This window comes from Weizmannia sp. CD-2023 (assembly GCF_036225245.1).
GTDB classification, from domain to species: domain Bacteria; phylum Bacillota; class Bacilli; order Bacillales; family Bacillaceae_C; genus Weizmannia; species Weizmannia faecalis.
Window position 1 is genome coordinate 1 of the sequence record NZ_JARTJQ010000037.1, and the last position, 18,781, is coordinate 18,781.

General features: G+C 44.8%; 13 protein-coding genes. 12 read left to right on the forward strand and 1 reads right to left on the reverse strand.

Annotated elements, in window-relative coordinates; translation table 11 throughout:
* The first annotated feature begins 437 nt into the window (after positions 1-437).
* The 12 genes from P9687_RS04980 (at position 438) to P9687_RS05035 (ending at position 15,757) form a co-directional block, all read left to right on the forward strand.
* Positions 438-1,208, forward strand: coding sequence for an IclR family transcriptional regulator (locus P9687_RS04980; protein ID WP_061565096.1), 771 nt, complete (start codon positions 438-440; stop codon positions 1,206-1,208).
* Positions 1,209-1,358: 150 nt separating this feature from the next.
* Positions 1,359-2,036, forward strand: coding sequence for a bifunctional 2-keto-4-hydroxyglutarate aldolase/2-keto-3-deoxy-6-phosphogluconate aldolase (locus P9687_RS04985; RefSeq protein ID WP_168985496.1), 678 nt, complete (start codon positions 1,359-1,361; stop codon positions 2,034-2,036).
* On the forward strand, positions 2,029-3,033 hold the full coding sequence (locus P9687_RS04990) for a sugar kinase (protein WP_061565094.1): 1,005 nt from the start codon (positions 2,029-2,031) through the stop codon (positions 3,031-3,033). The genes P9687_RS04985 and P9687_RS04990 overlap by 8 nt, the downstream gene beginning before the upstream one ends.
* 118 nt (positions 3,034-3,151) lie before the next feature.
* Entirely contained in the window at positions 3,152-4,588 is a 1,437-nt protein-coding gene (locus P9687_RS04995; protein ID WP_061565093.1) for a tagaturonate reductase, read from the forward strand.
* Positions 4,578-6,068 carry a UxaA family hydrolase gene (locus P9687_RS05000; RefSeq protein WP_061565092.1) on the forward strand — a complete coding sequence of 497 codons (1,491 nt, stop codon included), beginning with the start codon at positions 4,578-4,580 and terminating at the stop codon, positions 6,066-6,068. Before P9687_RS04995 ends, P9687_RS05000 begins: the two co-directional genes overlap by 11 nt.
* Before the next feature lie 34 nt (positions 6,069-6,102).
* Entirely contained in the window at positions 6,103-7,515 is a 1,413-nt protein-coding gene (gene uxaC / locus P9687_RS05005; RefSeq protein WP_035191114.1) for a glucuronate isomerase, read from the forward strand.
* Between the two features lie 68 nt (positions 7,516-7,583).
* A complete protein-coding gene (locus P9687_RS05010) occupies positions 7,584-9,008 on the forward strand; it encodes a glycoside-pentoside-hexuronide (GPH):cation symporter (RefSeq protein ID WP_168985495.1) in 1,425 nt (474 codons plus the stop codon).
* Between the two features lie 413 nt (positions 9,009-9,421).
* The gene (gene kduD, locus P9687_RS05015; protein ID WP_168985494.1) at positions 9,422-10,198 is read left to right on the forward strand and encodes a 2-dehydro-3-deoxy-D-gluconate 5-dehydrogenase KduD; all 777 of its coding nucleotides are present in this window, start codon (positions 9,422-9,424) and stop codon (positions 10,196-10,198) included.
* Between the two features lie 53 nt (positions 10,199-10,251).
* Positions 10,252-11,082, forward strand: a complete 831-nt coding sequence (gene kduI / locus P9687_RS05020; RefSeq protein WP_211161877.1) for a 5-dehydro-4-deoxy-D-glucuronate isomerase — start codon at positions 10,252-10,254, stop codon at positions 11,080-11,082.
* Positions 11,083-11,242: 160 nt separating this feature from the next.
* A complete protein-coding gene (locus P9687_RS05025) occupies positions 11,243-12,214 on the forward strand; it encodes a sugar kinase (protein ID WP_168985492.1) in 972 nt (323 codons plus the stop codon).
* Positions 12,215-12,421: 207 nt separating this feature from the next.
* The gene (gene bioB, locus P9687_RS05030) at positions 12,422-13,438 is read left to right on the forward strand and encodes a biotin synthase BioB (RefSeq protein WP_168985491.1); all 1,017 of its coding nucleotides are present in this window, start codon (positions 12,422-12,424) and stop codon (positions 13,436-13,438) included.
* A gap of 444 nt (positions 13,439-13,882) precedes the next feature.
* Positions 13,883-15,757: a glycoside hydrolase family 25 protein gene (locus tag P9687_RS05035; RefSeq protein WP_168985490.1), complete on the forward strand. Its 1,875-nt coding sequence runs from the start codon at positions 13,883-13,885 to the stop codon at positions 15,755-15,757.
* 233 nt (positions 15,758-15,990) lie between these two features.
* Here P9687_RS05035 and P9687_RS05040 read toward each other — a convergent pair whose 3' ends face one another.
* Positions 15,991-18,222, reverse strand: coding sequence for a glycosyltransferase family 39 protein (locus P9687_RS05040; RefSeq protein WP_035190387.1), 2,232 nt, complete (start codon positions 18,220-18,222; stop codon positions 15,991-15,993).
* Positions 18,223-18,781: the final 559 nt, after the last annotated feature.

Here is an 18,781-nt window from a genome sequence, read left to right on the forward strand (position 1 = left end):
CACAAAAAAAGACTTGACCGGAAAACTTATGTTCATTCTCTGCTCAGCGATTAAAATATCATTTTCCGTTACATTATAAATTTTATGCTTGTACCTATTCATAAATTCAAAATTAGCCAATTTGATCTTTTACCTCCTTGAAAACAGTTTTTCTGACGTCGCTCCCTTTCCATGTATGCCGCTTGGTTTCATTCGGATATTTTGCAAGATGAATATTCCATATTCCACCACGCATGAGGGCCATCAAAGTTATTCTCAATGATATGATGCGCATCATACGTTTGTCCAATACTTCGGACAACTTCACGATTCTTATCCATCATTTTCTCTTCTGGAAATCCATCACGTCCCGTTTTACAACCTTTTTAAATTATGTTATAAAGAGGGTATTCAAAGTTTCTTATTTGGCTACTTCAAAAAGACGGGAGCATAAAAAGATGGAGACGACAACGGAAAAAAAACCGTACGGCACGGTGCTGATCCGTGCGAAAGATATACTGGACTATCTGGAATACCGGGTGGACCCGGTGAGCTTGCAGGAAATTTGCACGGCTTTAAATACGAGCAAATCCACGGTCTTAAAAATTTTAAATACCCTTTGCTCGATTGATTTTGTGAAACGGGATGAAGAGACAAAAAAATATACGCTCGGTACCGCGCTTATCCGTTACGGGGAAACCGCCCGCAAATCTTTTAATATTGTAAACGTGGCGGAAGCGGTGCTCGAAGAACTGAATGACACCATTGGCGAAACCGTCCACCTTGGTATTTATGAACAGGATCATGTGGTGTACGTGAAAAAGCTGAACGGAAAAGGGCAAATCATTTTAAGCTCGCAGGTCGGGCATACGCTGCCGCTGTATTGTTCTGCGATGGGAAAAGCGTACTTGGCTGAACAGAGCGAGAAAGATGTGCGTGATTATTTGTCCCGGATTACGATTGAAAAAAGAACGGAAAACACGATTACGGACCCGGAAAAACTGATTCAAGATCTCCAGGAAGTCAAACAGCGTGGGTATGCAATTGACAACCAAGAAAATGAAAAAGATATTTACTGTATTGCGGTGGTTATCAAGCGGAACGGAAAGATCGAAGGCATGATGAGCGTTAGTGCCCCGCGGTTCCGGATCACAGAAGAAAAGAAGCAAAAAATGATTACAAGCATCTTAGAGGCACGACAAAAAATTGAAAGCAAAGTGAATGGCTAATGGAAAAAACTTGTTCCGACACGGGGCAAGTTTTTTTTATTTTCTCTTTCATGAAATGGTTTACATAGGAGAGAGTGTGTTGTAAAATGAAATTGAATTTACTATTCATAAATAAAGTTTATTATATAGAAATTAAAAGGAGCGTCCACCATGAAAAAAATGCAGACTTTGCAGGCGTTAGAAAAAAATGGAATCGTTGCCGTGCTGCGTGCAGACTCCGTGGAAAAAGCTTTACGTATTACGGATGCACTGATTGCCGGCGGGATCAACAGCATCGAATTGACTTTTACCGTTCCGAATGCGGATGTTGCCATCAAAAAATTGACGGAACTGTACCAAGACCGTGATGATGTCCTCGTTGGAGCCGGCACTGTACTGGATGCCCAGACCGCCCAGACCGCGCAAATGGCCGGGGCAAAATTCATCGTCGCGCCGACATTTGATCCGGAAACGGCTGCTTTTTGTAACCTTTATCAAATCCCTTATATCCCGGGCTGTATGACGGTGAATGAAATGAAAGCGGCCATGCAGGCGGGGGCGGAAGTAATTAAACTGTTCCCAAGCAATATTGTCGGGCCGGCATTTGTAAAAGACGTTAAAGCCCCGCTGCCGCAACTTGAAATCATGCCTTCAGGCGGAATCAGTCTGGACAATATGGAAAATTGGATCAAAGCAGGCTGTAAAATCCTTGGCGTGGGCGGAAGTTTATTGAAACCTGCCGAAACCAATGATTTTGCGAAAGTGACCGAGACAGCAAGAGCGTTTGTGGACAAATATCAGCAACTAACAGAAGCCGTGCATCAGCAATCGAGGGGTCAATATGCCTAAAATTTTAACACTTGGAGAGATTTTGCTGCGCCTTTCCACCTCCCCGGGAGATCTTTTATCCTGCAGCCATTCTTTCAATGTAAATTACGGCGGGGCGGAGGCGAATGTTGCCACAACGCTTGCCAGTTTCGGGCATGACGTTGCGTTTGCGAGCAAAGTACCGGCTTCCTCTTTGGGAGCGGCTGCAGTAAGAAGCCTCCGGGCAAGCGGTATTGATACTTCCCGTCTTCTAATGGGCGGCAACCGGCTTGGCATCTATTTTTTGGAACAGGGGGGCACATTGCGCAATTCCAAAGTGATCTATGACAGGGAAAGTTCCAGCTTTTCACAGATGGATATTGGCGAGTGGGATTTTGAACGGCTTTTTGCGGATGTGGCCCTTTTCCACCTAACCGGCATTACCTTTGCTGTGTCCGAATCATGGAAATATTATGGGCAAATTCTCGTTAAAGCGGCTTTTGATCGCGGCATTCCGGTCAGCTACGACATCAATTACCGGCCGGCAATGTGGACGATGGAAGAGGCGAGGGCAGCCATTATCCCGATCTTGCCGATGCTCACTTACTGCTGTGCCAACTATCTTGATGCCCGAAACTTTTTTGGCATTGATGCATCGGTGGCTGTGCCCGGCAATATGGAAGCATGTTACCGGGAAATCAGCCGCAAGTACCCGAATCTCCGCGCACTCTATGCGACAGACCGGAACGTCATCTCCCCGACCTGCCATGAATTGCAGGGCATGCTCTGGACTGGCGGTGTTTTTATACAATCCAGGCGTTACCGTATGGAGCAGATCGTAGACCGGATCGGCGGCGGGGATGCCTATGCGGCGGGGATGCTCCACGGCTTCTTAACCGGGATGGATCCGGAAGAAACCGTACAATTTGCGACTGCCACCTCTGTGTTGAAACATTCTGTGAACGGGGATGCGCTGCCGCTTTCAGCAGACGAAGTCCGATCATGGGAAGGCGCTTCCGGCCGGGAAGTCGTTCGGTAAACAAGTGCTCAAAAAAAGCAAAAAAACTATTGAATAAATTTGAAAGCGGATTATAATAAGGAGTGTAAGAACAAATAAGAAACTTGATTTCCAAATAGGAAATAAAGGAGGGGCGAATTTGAAAAAATTATCCTACTCGTACGTGAAAGACCTGCAACGGTATCCAACAAAAGCCATTCAGTTTGGAGAAGGAAATTTTCTTCGGGCTTTTGTCGACTGGCAGATTCAGCAAATGAACAAACGTGGACTTTTTCAAGGTGGGGTGACAATTGTACAATCAATGCCACGCGGAAGAGTAGGGCAACTTGCTGGACAGGACTATTTATTTACAGTCATGCTGGAAGGAATGCAAAATGGAAAAGCAGTCCAGTCCCATGAGATTATTTCATCGGTAAATAACGGGATCAATCCTTATGAAGATTATGACGCCTATTTACAATTGGCTCATGATGACAACATCCGGTTTATTTTTTCCAATACGACGGAAGCCGGCATCGTCTATCATGAAGGAGATGCATTATCCGACCGGCCCCCCGTAAGTTTCCCGGCAAAACTGACGGCACTGCTCTATGAAAGATATAAGGCCGGAAAAAAGGGGTTTTACATCATTCCTTGCGAGCTCATTGAAAATAACGGCAAGGCACTGAAAGAAATTGTGCACCGCTATGCGGATAAGTGGCAGCTTGGCGAAGATTTCAGCAGCTGGCTTGAAACAGAAAATACTTTCTGTTCCAGCTTGGTCGACCGGATTGTCCCGGGCTACCCGAAAGACCGCGCAGAAAAATTTTGGGAAGAATGGGGCTATGAAGATACGTTAATTGCAAAAGCAGAACCATTTCTCATTTGGGTGATTGAAGGGCCCAAGGAGATTGAAGAAGAACTGCCGCTCAAAAAAGCGGGGCTGAATGTCGTGGTTACCGAGCATTTAAAACCGTACCGCGACCGGAAAGTATACTTACTAAACGCCCCCCATACAACAATGGCCTGCTTGGCGCGACTTGCCGGCATTAAAACTGTCGGCGGGGTAATGGAAGATCCCGATTTTTACCGGTTGATTGACCGCGAAATGTTTGCGGAAATCATCCCGTCATTGGATTTGCCAAAAGAAGAGTTGACAAGTTACGCGGCGGAAATTCAGGAACGTTTCAGAAACCCGTATATGGAACACCAGCTGGACGCGATTGCTTTAAACAGCGTTTCAAAATTTAAGGCACGCCTCCTTCCCATATTGGCGGAGCATGTAAAAAGGTTCCACAAAATCCCGTCAAGAATTGCGTTAGCTTTATCCGGGCTGTTGAAAATTTATGGAGAGCAGGATCCTGCCTCTGCTAAAGCAATTGATTTGCCGGATGTTTTGAAAGAGTTTTCAATGGCGTATCACTCCGATCGCTATGTTTGGGACATTTTAAGCAACGAAACCTTATGGGGAATGGATTTGACAAAAATTGACGGCCTGCCCGCTCAAGTTGAAAAAGGCTTACAGTTGATAGAAAAAGAGGGCGTTCGCAGGGCAGTGCAGCAGGCCAACGAGGAGGCATTACCGGTTGAAAAATAAAACCATTCAGCTAAACCCCCGGGATAATGTACTCGTTGCTCTTCAGGATTTAGAGCCGGGTGATGTCCTTACATCAGGGGAGAGGGCGATCACCGTAAATGAGGCAATAAAAAGAGGACACAAAATTGCTTTAGAAGATATCGAGGAGAACGCGGACATTATAAAATACGGGTCACCCATTGGGCATGCGACAAAAAAGATTGAACAAGGCAGCTGGGTCCATACCCATAACGTGAGCACCAATCTTTCCGGAAAAGTGGAATACGAGTACAAGCCGGAACTGCATCCCCGCATCTTTCCGAAAGACAGCCGCACTTTTAAAGGTTATTTGCGGAAAAACGGAAAAGCCGGGATACGCAATGATTTATACATCATTCCGACTGTTGGGTGCATCAATATGATCGGTGATCTCCTCGTTGACCAATTTAAGGCGAATCACCCTGATAACGGCGCATTTGATGAAATTATATTGTTTAAACATCCATACGGCTGTTCCCAGCTGGGGGATGATTTGCAGAACACCCGCAAGATTTTAATGGATGCGGCCGCCCATCCAAATGCCGGCGGTGTGCTCATCTTCGGGCTTGGCTGTGAAAACAACCAGCTAGATGAAATGAAGGCACAAATGGGAGAGTTTGATGAAAAGCGCGTAAAGTTTATGATTTGCCAGGATGTTGAAGATGAAGTGGAAACAGGCTTCCAACTACTGGAAGAATTGAATGAGGCTGCAAAAGAAGACAAGCGGATCGATCTGCCTCTATCAGAATTGAAAATTGGATTAAAATGCGGCGGCTCAGACGGATTTTCGGGCATTACCGGCAATCCACTGCTTGGAAGATTTTCAGATTTTGTCATTTCTCAAGGCGGCTCCACTGTTTTAACGGAAGTCCCGGAAATGTTCGGTGCCGAAAAAATGTTAATGGCACGAGCAAAAGATGAAATCGTATTCAATAAAATTGTGAAGCTCATTAATCAATTTAAAGATTATTTTGCTTCTTACGGGCAGCCAATCTATGAAAATCCTTCTCCGGGCAATAAGGCCGGCGGGATCACCACTTTGGAAGACAAATCGCTCGGCTGCACGCAAAAAGCGGGGACATCCGCAGTGGTCGATGTGCTGGAATACGGAGAAAAACTAAAGGAAAAAGGGTTATCCCTACTTCAGGCACCCGGAAATGATCTTGTTTCCTCAACAGCGCTTGCAGCGGCGGATTGCCAGATGGTCCTGTTCACAACCGGCAGGGGCACACCGTTTGGAACCTTTGTGCCAACTGTGAAAGTATCGACGAACACCGAACTTTATGAAAAGAAAAAGCAGTGGATTGATTTCAACGCGGGACGGCTGCTTGATGAAGAAATGGACGAAGTAGTAGAACAATTTATTTCTTTTATTCTTGAAGTCGCGAGCGGGAAGAAGACGAAAAATGAGATCCGCCATCTGCATGAGATTGCGATATTTAAGAACGGCGTTACTGAATAAACCATTATTCCATTCCAAAAAGAAGGTATAGAACATGTTCTTAAATCAAGATTTTCTTTTAACAACAGATTTTGCCAAGAAATTATTTCACAACCATGCCGAAAAAATGCCGATTATTGATTACCATTGCCACCTGAACCCGAAGGAAATCTACGAAAATAAAAATTTCAGAGATTTGGCACAAGTGTGGATCAATGAAGGGCATTACGGTGACCATTATAAATGGCGTTTAATGCGCGCAAACGGTGTCCCGGAAAAATATATTACGGGTGATGCTGACCCTTACGAAAAGTTTTTAAAATGGGCGGAAACGATTGAAAAATCAGTGGGCAATCCACTTTATGAATGGACGCATTTGGAGTTGCGGCGTTTCTTTGAAATTGATACGATTTTAAACCGCAAAACGGCACCGGCCATTTGGGAACAGGCAAATCAATTGCTGGCGACAGATGATTTTAAACCACGGAATTTAATTAAAAACAGCAATGTGAAAGTGGTTTGCACAACAGATGACCCGGTGGATGACCTTCAATACCATAAATTGTTACAGGAATCCGAGATGGAAAATGGTTTTAAGGTGCTGCCGGCTTTCCGGCCCGATAAGGTGCTGAACATCCAGAATAAAGAATACGCTGATTATGTCCACAAATTAGCAACTGTTTCAGGCGTTTCAATCCAAAACTTCTCGGATCTCGTTTCGGCTGTTCGAAACCGAATTGAATATTTTCATGAAAGAGGCGGTCGGTTATCCGACCATGCCCTGGATACTTTTACGTATGCAGAGACGGCGCCGCAACAATTGGATATGATTATAAAGAAAGCGTTATCAAAGGAAGACTTGAATCTAAACGAAATCAATCAATATCGTACAGCGCTGTTAATAGAACTTATGCGCATTTATCACGAAAAAGGCTGGGTCATGCAATATCACATCCATGCTTACAGGAACTTAAATGGGCCCATGTTTGAAAAACTGGGGCCTGATACGGGGTATGATGCATTGAATGATCGAAGTATTGCAGAATCTTACGGGAAATTATTTGCCCGTGCAGAAAATGAAGATATCATTCCAAAAACGATTCTTTATTCTTTAAACCCGAATGATTGGCTTCCGCTTGTCACAATGATGGGCTGTTTCCAAAAAGATACGGTTCAGAAATTGCAGCTGGGATGCGCCTGGTGGTTTAACGATACAAGAAGCGGGATGCGTAGGCAATTGGAAATGTTTGCAGAAGAAAGCCTCCTGCCAAATTTTGTCGGCATGTTAACCGATTCACGCAGTTTCCTGTCATACCCGCGCCACGAATATTTCCGCAGGGTACTATGCGAGCTATTTGGCGAATGGGCAGAACGGGGACAAATCCCCGATGATGAAGAACAGATCGGGAAAATCATTGAAGATATTGCTTACAATAACGCTTATCGATATTTTGGCTTTTTTGAGTAATAAGGCTTTTGTATGTTCCGGAATTGGAGGATTTCACACTTTTTAATAAAAATAGGTGGTGCAGAAACATGGCTGAAAGCGTTGTAAAAACGACCGCGGAAAAGATAATTGATCCGCAGCATGCATCCAAGCGTATTTCGTTAAAAGAAAAAGTGAGTTACGGTTTTGGTGATTTTGGGAATGGTTTTATGTTTGATTTGGGGCAATCTTATTTGACCAATTTCTATACGGATGTCGCAGGCATTAGCGCTGCGGCAGCCGCCGGTGTTTTTTCGATTACAAAAATCTTTGATGCATTTATGGATCCATTAGCCGGATCCATCATTGATTCGAGAACCCCCGGAAAGCGCGGTAAGTTTCGTCCAGTTATGATGGTTTCTTCTGTATTGCTAGCGATTATGACAGTCATTATCTTTATAATGCCGTCCGGTTTATCACCAACGATGAAGATCGTTTACGCATATGCAACATATATGGCTTGGGGTATTTTGTATTCGTTTACAAATGTGCCATACGGGTCTTTGGCTTCTGTCATGACAAGAAATGTAGATGACCGATCCTTCATGGCTTCTACACGGCAGGCCGGCTCAATTGGCGCCCAATTGGTAACTGGTGTTGCTTTTGTTCCAATTATGCTGTTGTTCTCAAACACAAAAGTAGGTTATGCCGTTACTGCAGCTATTATGGCTTTCATTGGTATATGCGGTTTCTTTATATGCTATATCAATACAAAAGAACATATTCATGCTGAAAATTCACGAAGCAAAGAACGCGAAACGATGAAAGATTATCTTCGGGTCGTATTTACGAACAGACCGCTGTGGAGCCTGATTTTAATGACATTATTTACAATTTCTGCTATGAATACAAACAACCAAATGATGATTTATTTCTGTAAATACAATCTGAATAACATCGGTTTGCAACCAATTATTAATTTTATCATGATGGGCTGCTCTGTTGCAGGGATTACACTCATCCCATTTTTGGTAAAAAAGTTTGGCAAGAAAAAAACAGCAATTGGCGGGCTTATCATTGGAGTCGTTGCGGACGCATTGAATTTTGTCATTCCAACAAACATTGTAACATTCATTATTTTAGTTACGATCGGGTATGTGGCTTTAGCCATTCCGAACGGTGTTACCTGGGCTTTTGTATCTGATACGATTGACTACGGCCACTGGCATACAGGTGTACGTAAAGAAGGGATTACCTATGCTGCCTTTAACTTCTCGAGAAAAATTGCCCAATCTATTGCAGCATTGGTTTCAGCAGGTATTCTTGCTGCAACGGGATATATTGCGAATGCCCATCAATCATCAACAACATTGCTTGGAATTAAAGGGGCAATGACGATTTATCCGGCTGTCGCTTTACTACTTGCTGCAATTATTATCACCCTTTTATATAATTTGCCTGATGATAAATTTAAACAAATTGCAAATGATTTGGAAAACGGTCGTTGGGAAAAGGGTACATTTATTCAAGGATAAAAAGAAACAGGGGATAGAAAACACAGCAGTTTACTTGGTATAATCATAAAATTTTGATAAGCGGCTGCTTTCTTAAAATTCAAGAAGGCAGCTCTGTTCATTTAGTAATGAGGTTTTATAGGTGTATTTATTGGTTCCATTTAGATCATTTTTCGCTGTGTTTCGACGAATAAGCTGTGAATGCAAGTGTACTATTCTGTCATACTCTGCCGCATGTCGTTTTACAGGGCTTCCTTTTAGGAACGGGAGATCGGGATAAGGAACGGCTGTCATGATTTATCTTTCTATATTGCTCTAAGTTATTGTTGCGTCCAGCATAGCGCGGGAAATGACAGATGATCGTGAATTCGCGGGGCAGATTGTACTGTCGGCATTCAGTTTTTTTATAATTTCAATTATTAGGAGGATTTCACATGGATCTAGACGATTTCACCCTTGACTTTTTCAGTTTAAAAGGCAAAGTGGCGGTGGTAACCGGGTCGGCGACAGGGCTTGGGCAGGCATATGCCGTTGCGCTGGCGAAAGCGGGGGCCGATTTGTATTTGCCGGTGCACCGGTCGAGCGGCGAGGAGACGAAGTCTCTCATTGAAAAACAGGGCAGGAAAGCCGTGATCGTAAAGGCAGATTTGAGCGGGAAAGAAGCAGCAAAGAAAGTGATTGATGGCTGCATTGAAACGTACGGCAAGATTGATATTCTTGTGAACAACGCTGGCATTATTAAACGGGCGCCGCTGTTGGAGTATAAAGATGAAGACTGGGAGAACGTTCTTGATGTGAATTTAAATGGCGTCTACTACTTAAGCCAGGCAGCCGCAAAAGAAATGGCGAAACAAAAAAGCGGGAAAATCATCAATGTTGCTTCTATGCTTTCTTTTCAGGGCGGGAAGTTCGTTCCGTCCTACACGGCCAGCAAGCATGGTGTTGCAGGCCTTACGAAAGCGTTTGCCAATGAATTAAGCACGTTCAATATCCAGGTCAATGCGATTGCCCCAGGATATATTGAGACTGCTAATACTGCCCCGATTCGTGCGGACGAAAACCGGAATGAAGAAATTTTAAGCAGAATACCGGCGGGCAGATGGGGACAACCTTTCGATTTAATGGGCGCCATCATTTTTTTAGCAAGCCCTGCATCTGACTATGTGACCGGCCATATTCTTGCAGTAGACGGTGGCTGGCTCGTGTGGTAAATCAACTTTGATTTATAAAAAATTCACAAGGAGTGATTGAAATGTCCCAAACCATGGAAACAAGATATACCCACAGCCCGGAAGACATCCGGCACTACACTACAGAACAGTTACGGAAAGAGTTTTTAGTGGAAAAGATTTTTGTTCCCGGCGAAATCATGCTGACTTATACCCATAATGATCGGCAGATTTTCGGTGGGGTTACACCGACAAATGAGCCGCTAGAGATCCGGCTTTCAAAAGAACTTGGTGTAGACTACTTTCTGGAAAGAAGGGAACTGGGCGTCATCAATATCGGAGGGCCCGGCAGTATCACGATAGAAGACAAAAAAGACCCGATGAAAAAACAGGACGGCTATTACATAGGAAAAGGGACAAAAGACGTCGTGTTTGAATCGGACGACCCCACTAACCCGGCGAAGTTTTATGTTGTTTCAGTGCCCGCGCATCACAAATATCCAAATGTGAAGATCAGCATTGACCAGATTACGCCGCGTGAAACAGGCGAAGATCTGTCTATGAACAAGCGGAAAATCTATCAATATATTCATCCGAATATTTGCGAGTCCTGCCAGCTGCAAATGGGTTACACTGTGCTTGAACCGGGCAATGCCTGGAACACCATGCCAAGCCATACGCATGAACGGCGTATGGAAACGTATTTGTACTTTGACATGGAATCGGATACACGGGTATTCCATTTCATGGGCAAACCGGATGAAACCAAGCACCTTATCCTATCCTCAGAACAGGCGGTGATTTCCCCGAGCTGGTCGATCCATTGCGGGGTAGCGACGAGCAATTACACGTTCATCTGGGCAATGTGCGGGGAAAATATTACCTATGATGATATGGATTTTGTCCCAATGGAAGAGTTGAAATAGGATGTATAGCAATAAGCTTCTCTTCTCCAAAGAGGAGCTTTCTTTTTTTACAACACAATGCCGAAATTCCTTGACCAATCGCCATAATCCTCTATAATGAAATTGTAATACAAATAGTAAACTTAATTTCTTATTTAGAAATTATATGGAGGCGAATCAAATGAGCGAGATCATCACTGCCGGTGAGCCGCTTGTGTTGTTTATTGCGGATGAAAAGGGGCCGCTCCATGCTGTCCGGCATTATACCCGTTATATGGCCGGTGCGGATGTGAATGTATCTGTCGGGGTTTCCAGGCTCGGGCACACGGTTTCGTTTTTGACGCAGATTGGGGAAGACCCTTTCGGCGTATATGTGAAAAATTTCTTAAACAATGAGAACATTGATACCACCTATGTTTTTTCAACACCAACATATCCAACGGGTTTCATGTTAAAAGGGCTGTCGGAGATTGGCGATCCGGAAACCGTTTATTTCAGGAAGAACAGTGCTGCTTCTAAACTAACAAAAGAAGCCGTTCGCCAGGTTGATTTTTCAGAAGCAAAGATCCTCCATCTAGACGGCATTTTGGCGGGATTAAGCGATAGTGGTTACGAGACAACTTTGGCGCTGATTGAAAAAGCCCGGAAATACGGCCTTACGATTACGTTTGATCCGAATTTGCGTCCGGTAATTTGGGAATCGGAAGAAAAGATGATGGAACGGACAAATGAAATCGCTTGCCTTTGTGATGTCGTCATGCCAAATGCAAAAGAAGCACAGATTTTAACCGGCGAGCATGAAAAAGAAAAGATGGCGGATTTTTACTTATCCAGAGGTGTGCGGCAGGTGATCATCAATTTAGTGGAAAAAGGTTCGTATTCAAAGAAAAAATTCGAAGATGGTTCATTTGCTGAAGCGGCAGTGCCAAAATATGAAGTGAAACATTTGGTTGACCGCATTGGGGCAGGTGATGGTTTTGTATCTGGCATTCTGGCCGGCATGCTGGAGCATCTTGACGATCAGGCGCTTTTAATGCAGGGCAATGCGATTTGCTCCATCCAGATGCAAAGCCTCGGGGACAATGACGGCCTGCCGACGCGGGCAGCATTGGATGCGTTTATGAAATCGGCCGCCTTAGTAGCCACACGGTAAAAAGCCTAGCATTCCTGTTTCAGGAGCCTCATAGAATAGAAATCGTCCGGCACTCTTGTTTTTTCCTGGAGTGCCGGGCTTTTTCCCTTTTCAAACCCTTTTGTGTGAAAAATAAAAAAAGTACTTGACCAAAAATGAAAGTGTCTTATAATTTTTAATGTAAACCATAAATTATTTTAGGTTGACATATAAAAAGGGGTGACGGTAGTGGATTGGACGAATTTGGCAGAAAAGGTGATTGAAGGTTATGTGATAAGGGAAGAAGAGGCCAGGGAAATTTTAACGGTTCGTGATCATGAAGTATTAGCACTTGTCCATGGAGCCTATCAGATCCGCCGGCATTTTTATGGAAAAAAGGTAAAGCTGAATTTGATTATTAACGCCAAAAGCGGTCTTTGTCCGGAAGATTGCGGCTACTGTGCACAGTCAATTAAGGCGGCAACAAAAATCGACCGGTATCCATTAGTCAGCAAACAAACGATTGTGGAAGGGGCAAAGGAAGCGAAAAAGAATAAAATTGGTACATATTGCATTGTGATGAGTGGACGAAGACCAACCAACCGTGAAGTGGACACAGTAATTGCGGCGGTTGAGGAAATTAAGCGGGATGTGGAACAATTAAAAATTTGTGCCTGTTTAGGGCTCGTTACTGAAGAGCAGGCGTTCAAGCTGAAGGCAGCGGGTGTGGACCGGTTTAATCACAATATTAATACAAGTGCAAACCACCATGCGAATATCACAACCACACATGGTTATGAAGACAGAGTCAACACAATCGAAAACGTAAAAAAGGCAGGCATCTCCCCGTGCTCCGGTGTGATTTGCGGAATGGGGGAAACGGATAAGGACATTATCGATATGACATTCGCGCTCAAGGATCTGGACGCTGATTCTATTCCGGTCAACTTTCTGCATCCTGTTAAGGGAACAAAACTTGAAAATATGGACGAATTGACACCGATTCGTTGTTTAAAGAATTTGTCCTTGTTCCGGTTTATCAATCCCACAAAGGAAATTCGGATTGCTGGCGGGCGGGAATATCATTTGCGCTCTTTGCAGAATTTAGGGCTATTTATTGCCAACTCCATTTTTATTGGTGATTATTTAACGACAGAGGGCCAGGACGCAAAAGAAGATTACCAGTTAATTGAAGATCTCGGATTTGAAATAGAAGAAAATCCGTTCGAAACAGAAGGCCAGCAGTTCACTTTGTATCATTCGTAGATACGCTTCACTCTTAAACACCCCTAATTCACGCTTGGCGACCTTTTTTCATAGCAAATGAAAAGCATTCTTTTTTTGGTACTGATCCACTTGCCAAAGGAAAGGAATGCTTTTTAGCTATGGAATGGTAAAAACTGTGGCGCCCCCCAAACCATTCTTTTTATCATTCTCTCGTGATCTCGCGGAAATATTTCAGTCTAAATGGTTTAAATCTCAGTTGCTGCGGATAAATTTCTTCTCTCAATCCAGGCAATTCTCCGTTTTGGAGTGGTTTTTGCAATTTTTTTGATCGATCCCCTTTCAAATAGGCAAAATGTAACCCTGTATAGGTATATAGACTCATTTAGAATGATTGTTCGCTATTTTTTTCAAATTCGGGATAAAATTTACGAGATTTATTGATTATAATGGTGTTTGATACATAGAACAAAAGGAGGAGACAGATTGCGAAGATTGATTTTTTTCGGGGGTGCGGGTTTTTTATTGCTGTTTGCGCTAAGTTTTGTGAAGCCTGCTTCAGCCGCCTCGTCTACCATGTATACGTGGACACCGTCGAAGCTTTATAAAACGGCGTCCGGCGCGGCTTACTCCAGAAATGTGAACAGCGGGACAGCGGTAACCGTCTACAGCAAGTCAGGCAAGCGCTATAAGGTGAAAGCAGGTGGGAAAACAGGTTACATTTATGCTGATAACCTGACAAGGAGCAAAGTGAAAAAAGAGGACTATTTTGGTTCGAAAATTTATAAGCAGGCGGCAGGCGGCCCGTATGTTGCTTCCGTACCGGCGGGGAAGATGATGTATATCAAAATGGAAGCAACGAAAAACGGCATGTATCTGGCCCACGTGATCGGAACCGGGTACAGCGGCTATGTTGACAAAACCCATTTTATTAAACCGGTTGTAAAATATACGTGGATGCCGTCTAAATTATACACATCCGCAACCGGAAATTCGTATAACAAGACGATTAAAGATGGGCAAAAGGTGTCGGTTTTTAATGGGTCGCACGGTCGTTACCAAGTGAAAGCAGGCAATAGCTCCGGATATATTTATGCGAACAACTTAACCGGCTTGCTCGCGAAAAAAACGGTCTATGCTTCTTCCAAACTGTATACATCTGCATCCCATACAAAATATACGGCTGTTATTAGACCGAATCAGCAGGTGTATGTGAAAGAAAGCACCCAAAATATGTCCCATATCTGCGTCGTTGGGACAACCCAAAGTGGCTGGATTTATACGAGCCACTTCACAAAACCTGCACCGGCAGCGGGTGGAACAACAAGCACAACGACGGGAACAAGCCAAACGGGGTCTTCCACAGCGGGTGGGAAAACGACGGGAACGGCAACCGGCAGCACGTCCGGATCTACAGGGTCTGCCGCAGCAACAAGTGGCACGACCACAACGGGCAACACTGGATCAGGTTCTGCATCCGGAACGACTACAACGGGAAACACCGGATCGGGTTCTACGTCCGGAACGACCACAACGGGCAACACTGGATCAGGTTCTGCATCCGGGACAGCTGCAACAGGCAACACCGGATCAGGTTCTGCATCCGGAACGACCGCAACGGGCAACACTGGATCAGGTTCTGCATCCGGAACGACCGCAACGGGCAACACCGGATCAGGTTCTGCATCCGGAACGACCACAACGGGCAGTACCGGATCAGCCACTGCATCCGCCACGACGACAAAGGGACTGGATGTCAGCCATTATCAAACTCTGACACAAGACAGTTTTAACCTTATGAAGAGCCAGGGCTACAATTTTGTCATTCTGAAAGCAACAGAAGGAAGCGGATATACGGATTCGAAGTTTTATACCTATTATAAGTATGCCAGAAACGCCGGCTTGTCGGTCCATGCTTATCATATGATCGGCAATTCCACCACCACTTCCGCACAGCATATTGCAGAAGCCAAGCATTTTTATCAAGTGCTGGCCCAAACAAAGGCGAAAACCGGCTATGCGTTTACGGGCTACGCTTTCGAAGATATAGAACCTACCGGGACGAATAGCATTACAACAACTTGGTGGGCAAATGCGGCCCCGGCTTGTGCTGGCTATTTCTTAAATGAAATGCAGACGCTCGGGCAGACGAAAGTGGGCATTTATGCCGGCTACTTTAATTGGAAAAGCTATCTTGAGGGCCATACAGATTCTTGGCCTAGCAATACCAAAATCTGGCTGGCACGGTATAACATCACGCTCGGTACGAATGCAGACGTTTGGCAGTACACCGAAACCGGAACGATCGATGGCATCACCGGCCATTTTGACCTTGATATCAGCTATGATCCTGATTTTTAAAAGATGTTCTCAAAAAAAAACGGCGAGAAACTGCTCTCGCCGTTTTGATTTGGCTTCCATCAGCATTGGAACATCCGGGCCAGCGCGCGGTATGATCGCAGAAATTTTCCCCGCCCGCTGGTTCAGGCCTCCACAAGCTTCCCGTTTGTTGCCGGCTCAGGTCTTTCGCATCTGCCAACTTTTCTATTGGTCAAGCGCCGGGCTGCCAAACGGCTCAGGCGGGGAGATTTTGATCAGGCATCCACAAATTCGCGGATTTTTTTAGCTGCTTTTCTGCTTGCCCCTCCCGGCAGGACAGTAAGCCCATAGAGTAAAAGCATAAAGAAAGCACATCCAAACAGCCATCTGTACAGGTGCCGGTTTATATGGGGACCGGTAATCTGTTTTGATACGGTAAACGTAAGGTCTGTTTTTGCCATCGGTTTGCCGTTTTGGTAAAATTGGCCCCCTCCGTACAAATCCATCTGCTCAAAATGTCCGCTTGGGCCGTTCGCATGAAGGAACATCCGGGCATGCGCCGGTCCGTAGAGTTGTTCGACCCGGAGTGCATAATGCCTGTTTTCACCGGGCAAGGCTTTTTTCAAAAGAAATGCCTTATAGCCGTTTGTTTTTCGCTTATGGTTTGTAAATTTTCGTTCAAACACCATTTTTTGCCGCCCGCCGCTTTTATGCCATAAAGAAACGCGGTATGCGGCTTTACCGTGGAATCGGGCAGGCATAAAAGCGACTCGGTCGAAAGCTTTGTCTGCGATAAACGTTTGGGTAACGGTATGATGCCGGTCAACAAGCGCAACAGGTTTTCCTCTGGCCGCCTGCTGGTTGACGATATAATCCTCGTATTTTTCGGTTGTCCCTGTGAATGCTTTTTCATTCCATTTGGCGCAAACGGCGAGCAGGACAATAAGGCTTAAAACGAGCAGCCAGTTTCCTGCTGTTTGCAGTTTCCATCTTTTTTGTGCCGGCAGCCATTTTTTTGCTTCCAAGAACTGATGCATCTTTTCAAGACCCCGTGCAGCGCAAAAAATCATCAATGGCGTGAACAGGAGGGAGTAGCGCGGTTCTGCTTCCCAAATAAAAATGAAAAACAAGTAGCTGCCAAATAAGCAAATTTGCATGAGTAATTGAACATCAAATCTTATTTTACGGAAGAACGTTAAGCCCGAAACGGCCAGCAAAAAGAGCGTTGCGATATGAAATACCTGGATGATAAACAACAGCACTTGATTCTGGTCTCCGTAAACATAACGGTATGCGGCGTTGTAATGGTCCATCCGCTGATTGTACTTGGCGTAGGCCTGATCGCCTTGTGAAAATGTGCGGAAGGCTTTTACCGCCCAAAGCTTGAGCAGACCGGATGTACCCCTCGTTTCGATCCGCTGTTTGATCAGTGCATAATCCGCCTGTTTTTTTGCCTGTTGTGTGGGAAGACTTTCTGACAATCTCGTATCCGCGACATTGTATCGGCCTTCATTTGAAAGGCCAAGCGCCAGCCAGTGGGTTACCGGTGCCTTGATGGTCGCGTTTTCCCGGTAGCCGAGATGATGGTAATACGCCTCTGCCCCAAAAGTGACAGGCAAAAAAACAAGCATAATGAACGCTATTCGCAGCACGGTTTGTTTCAGCCGGAGCGTGTAGAGCATGTAGATCAAAAGGGCAGGCAAAAGCAATACCATATTTTCCCTTAATTGGCATCCAACAGCAAGCACTGCACCAAGCAGAAAAAGGTATACCGGGCGCCCCGTACGGCTGTGGCAGTACCAAAAATACACCGCCATGGACGGAAAGGCGATCGCAAGGCTTTCTGTATAAAAATACGGGATATAAAGAAAGAGCGGCAGCCATGTGATTGTGAAAACAAGCAGTAAATTTCCCGTTTTGCGGCCGGATGTTTTCACCGCTAGCAGCCAGAGAAAAAAGATCCCAATATTCAGGAACAAAGCCGCTGCCAGCTTATCAACAATCAAAAACCAGTCCGGATTTCCAAACGCAGCATAACGGTAAAGCAGGTAACGGGCAATGGTAATCGGTACATTGTTCGGGTACAGCTGCAAATAGTACTCATTTCCGAGCAATGTCCCGTGCTTTAATAAATACAAAGCTTCCAGATAAATATGGCCACCATCCACCTTGGGCGGCTGCACCCCGTGAAACAGGATAAGAATCGCCGTTTCAATAGACAAAATAATGGCAAACAAAAAGGCTGCCATTCTTTTCAGCCCTTTGTCTGAAAGCCTTGCAAAAATGCGGCAACAGCCAAGATAAAACAGGATGGCCACTACGGAAAAGAGGAACAGCGCTGCCATCTGCCCCGTTGAAATATTCCATTTTCCATCAAGCAGCACGAAATGCGGGTCATCTTTTTTGGCCCACAGCGGTGCGATAAAGAAACTGCCGATTGTGATAAGAGCGCATGACACCGTAAATATGATACTGAAAAGACTAATGGTTATCTTCTTCACGAACATGGAGGACTCACCTCATGTAATGTTCTTTACGCATAGAATCCATTCTCTGGCGTGTAATGGGTTAGTGGTGCATGAAAACAGTCTTTTTTATCATGCCCCGCCGCCTGCACTTCGTATTCTTGCATAATTTTCCAGGTTTCTCAAGGGACCAGTATAGCGGCTTATTCTGAATAAACCGTGAGAATTCCATGAAAAAACCCGCAGTTTTTCAGCGACCAATGTGGCACGCGGGAAACTGGCGACAAGCCGGCCGGTGATTTACGTGAAAGGTTTTCCGAGCGAAATACCGCGCAGCACGGTTCTATATAAGTTTTTACATCAAGCCTGAGCACCAAATTGCACGATGACTGTTTTTTACAGCAGGCAACAGAACTGCGATATATTCAGAAAAAATTGTCGGTTGATTTCCATCCTTTTGCATGGTCGTTTTAAGGAGGTGAAATGTTGGTCCAAAACGCCCTTAAAAGCCGTGCAGGCGGCTGCTGCTCAAAATACGGCCAATATTGGCAAAATACTTGTTGTAAGACATCCATCCGGTATACAATTCAATTGTTTAAAA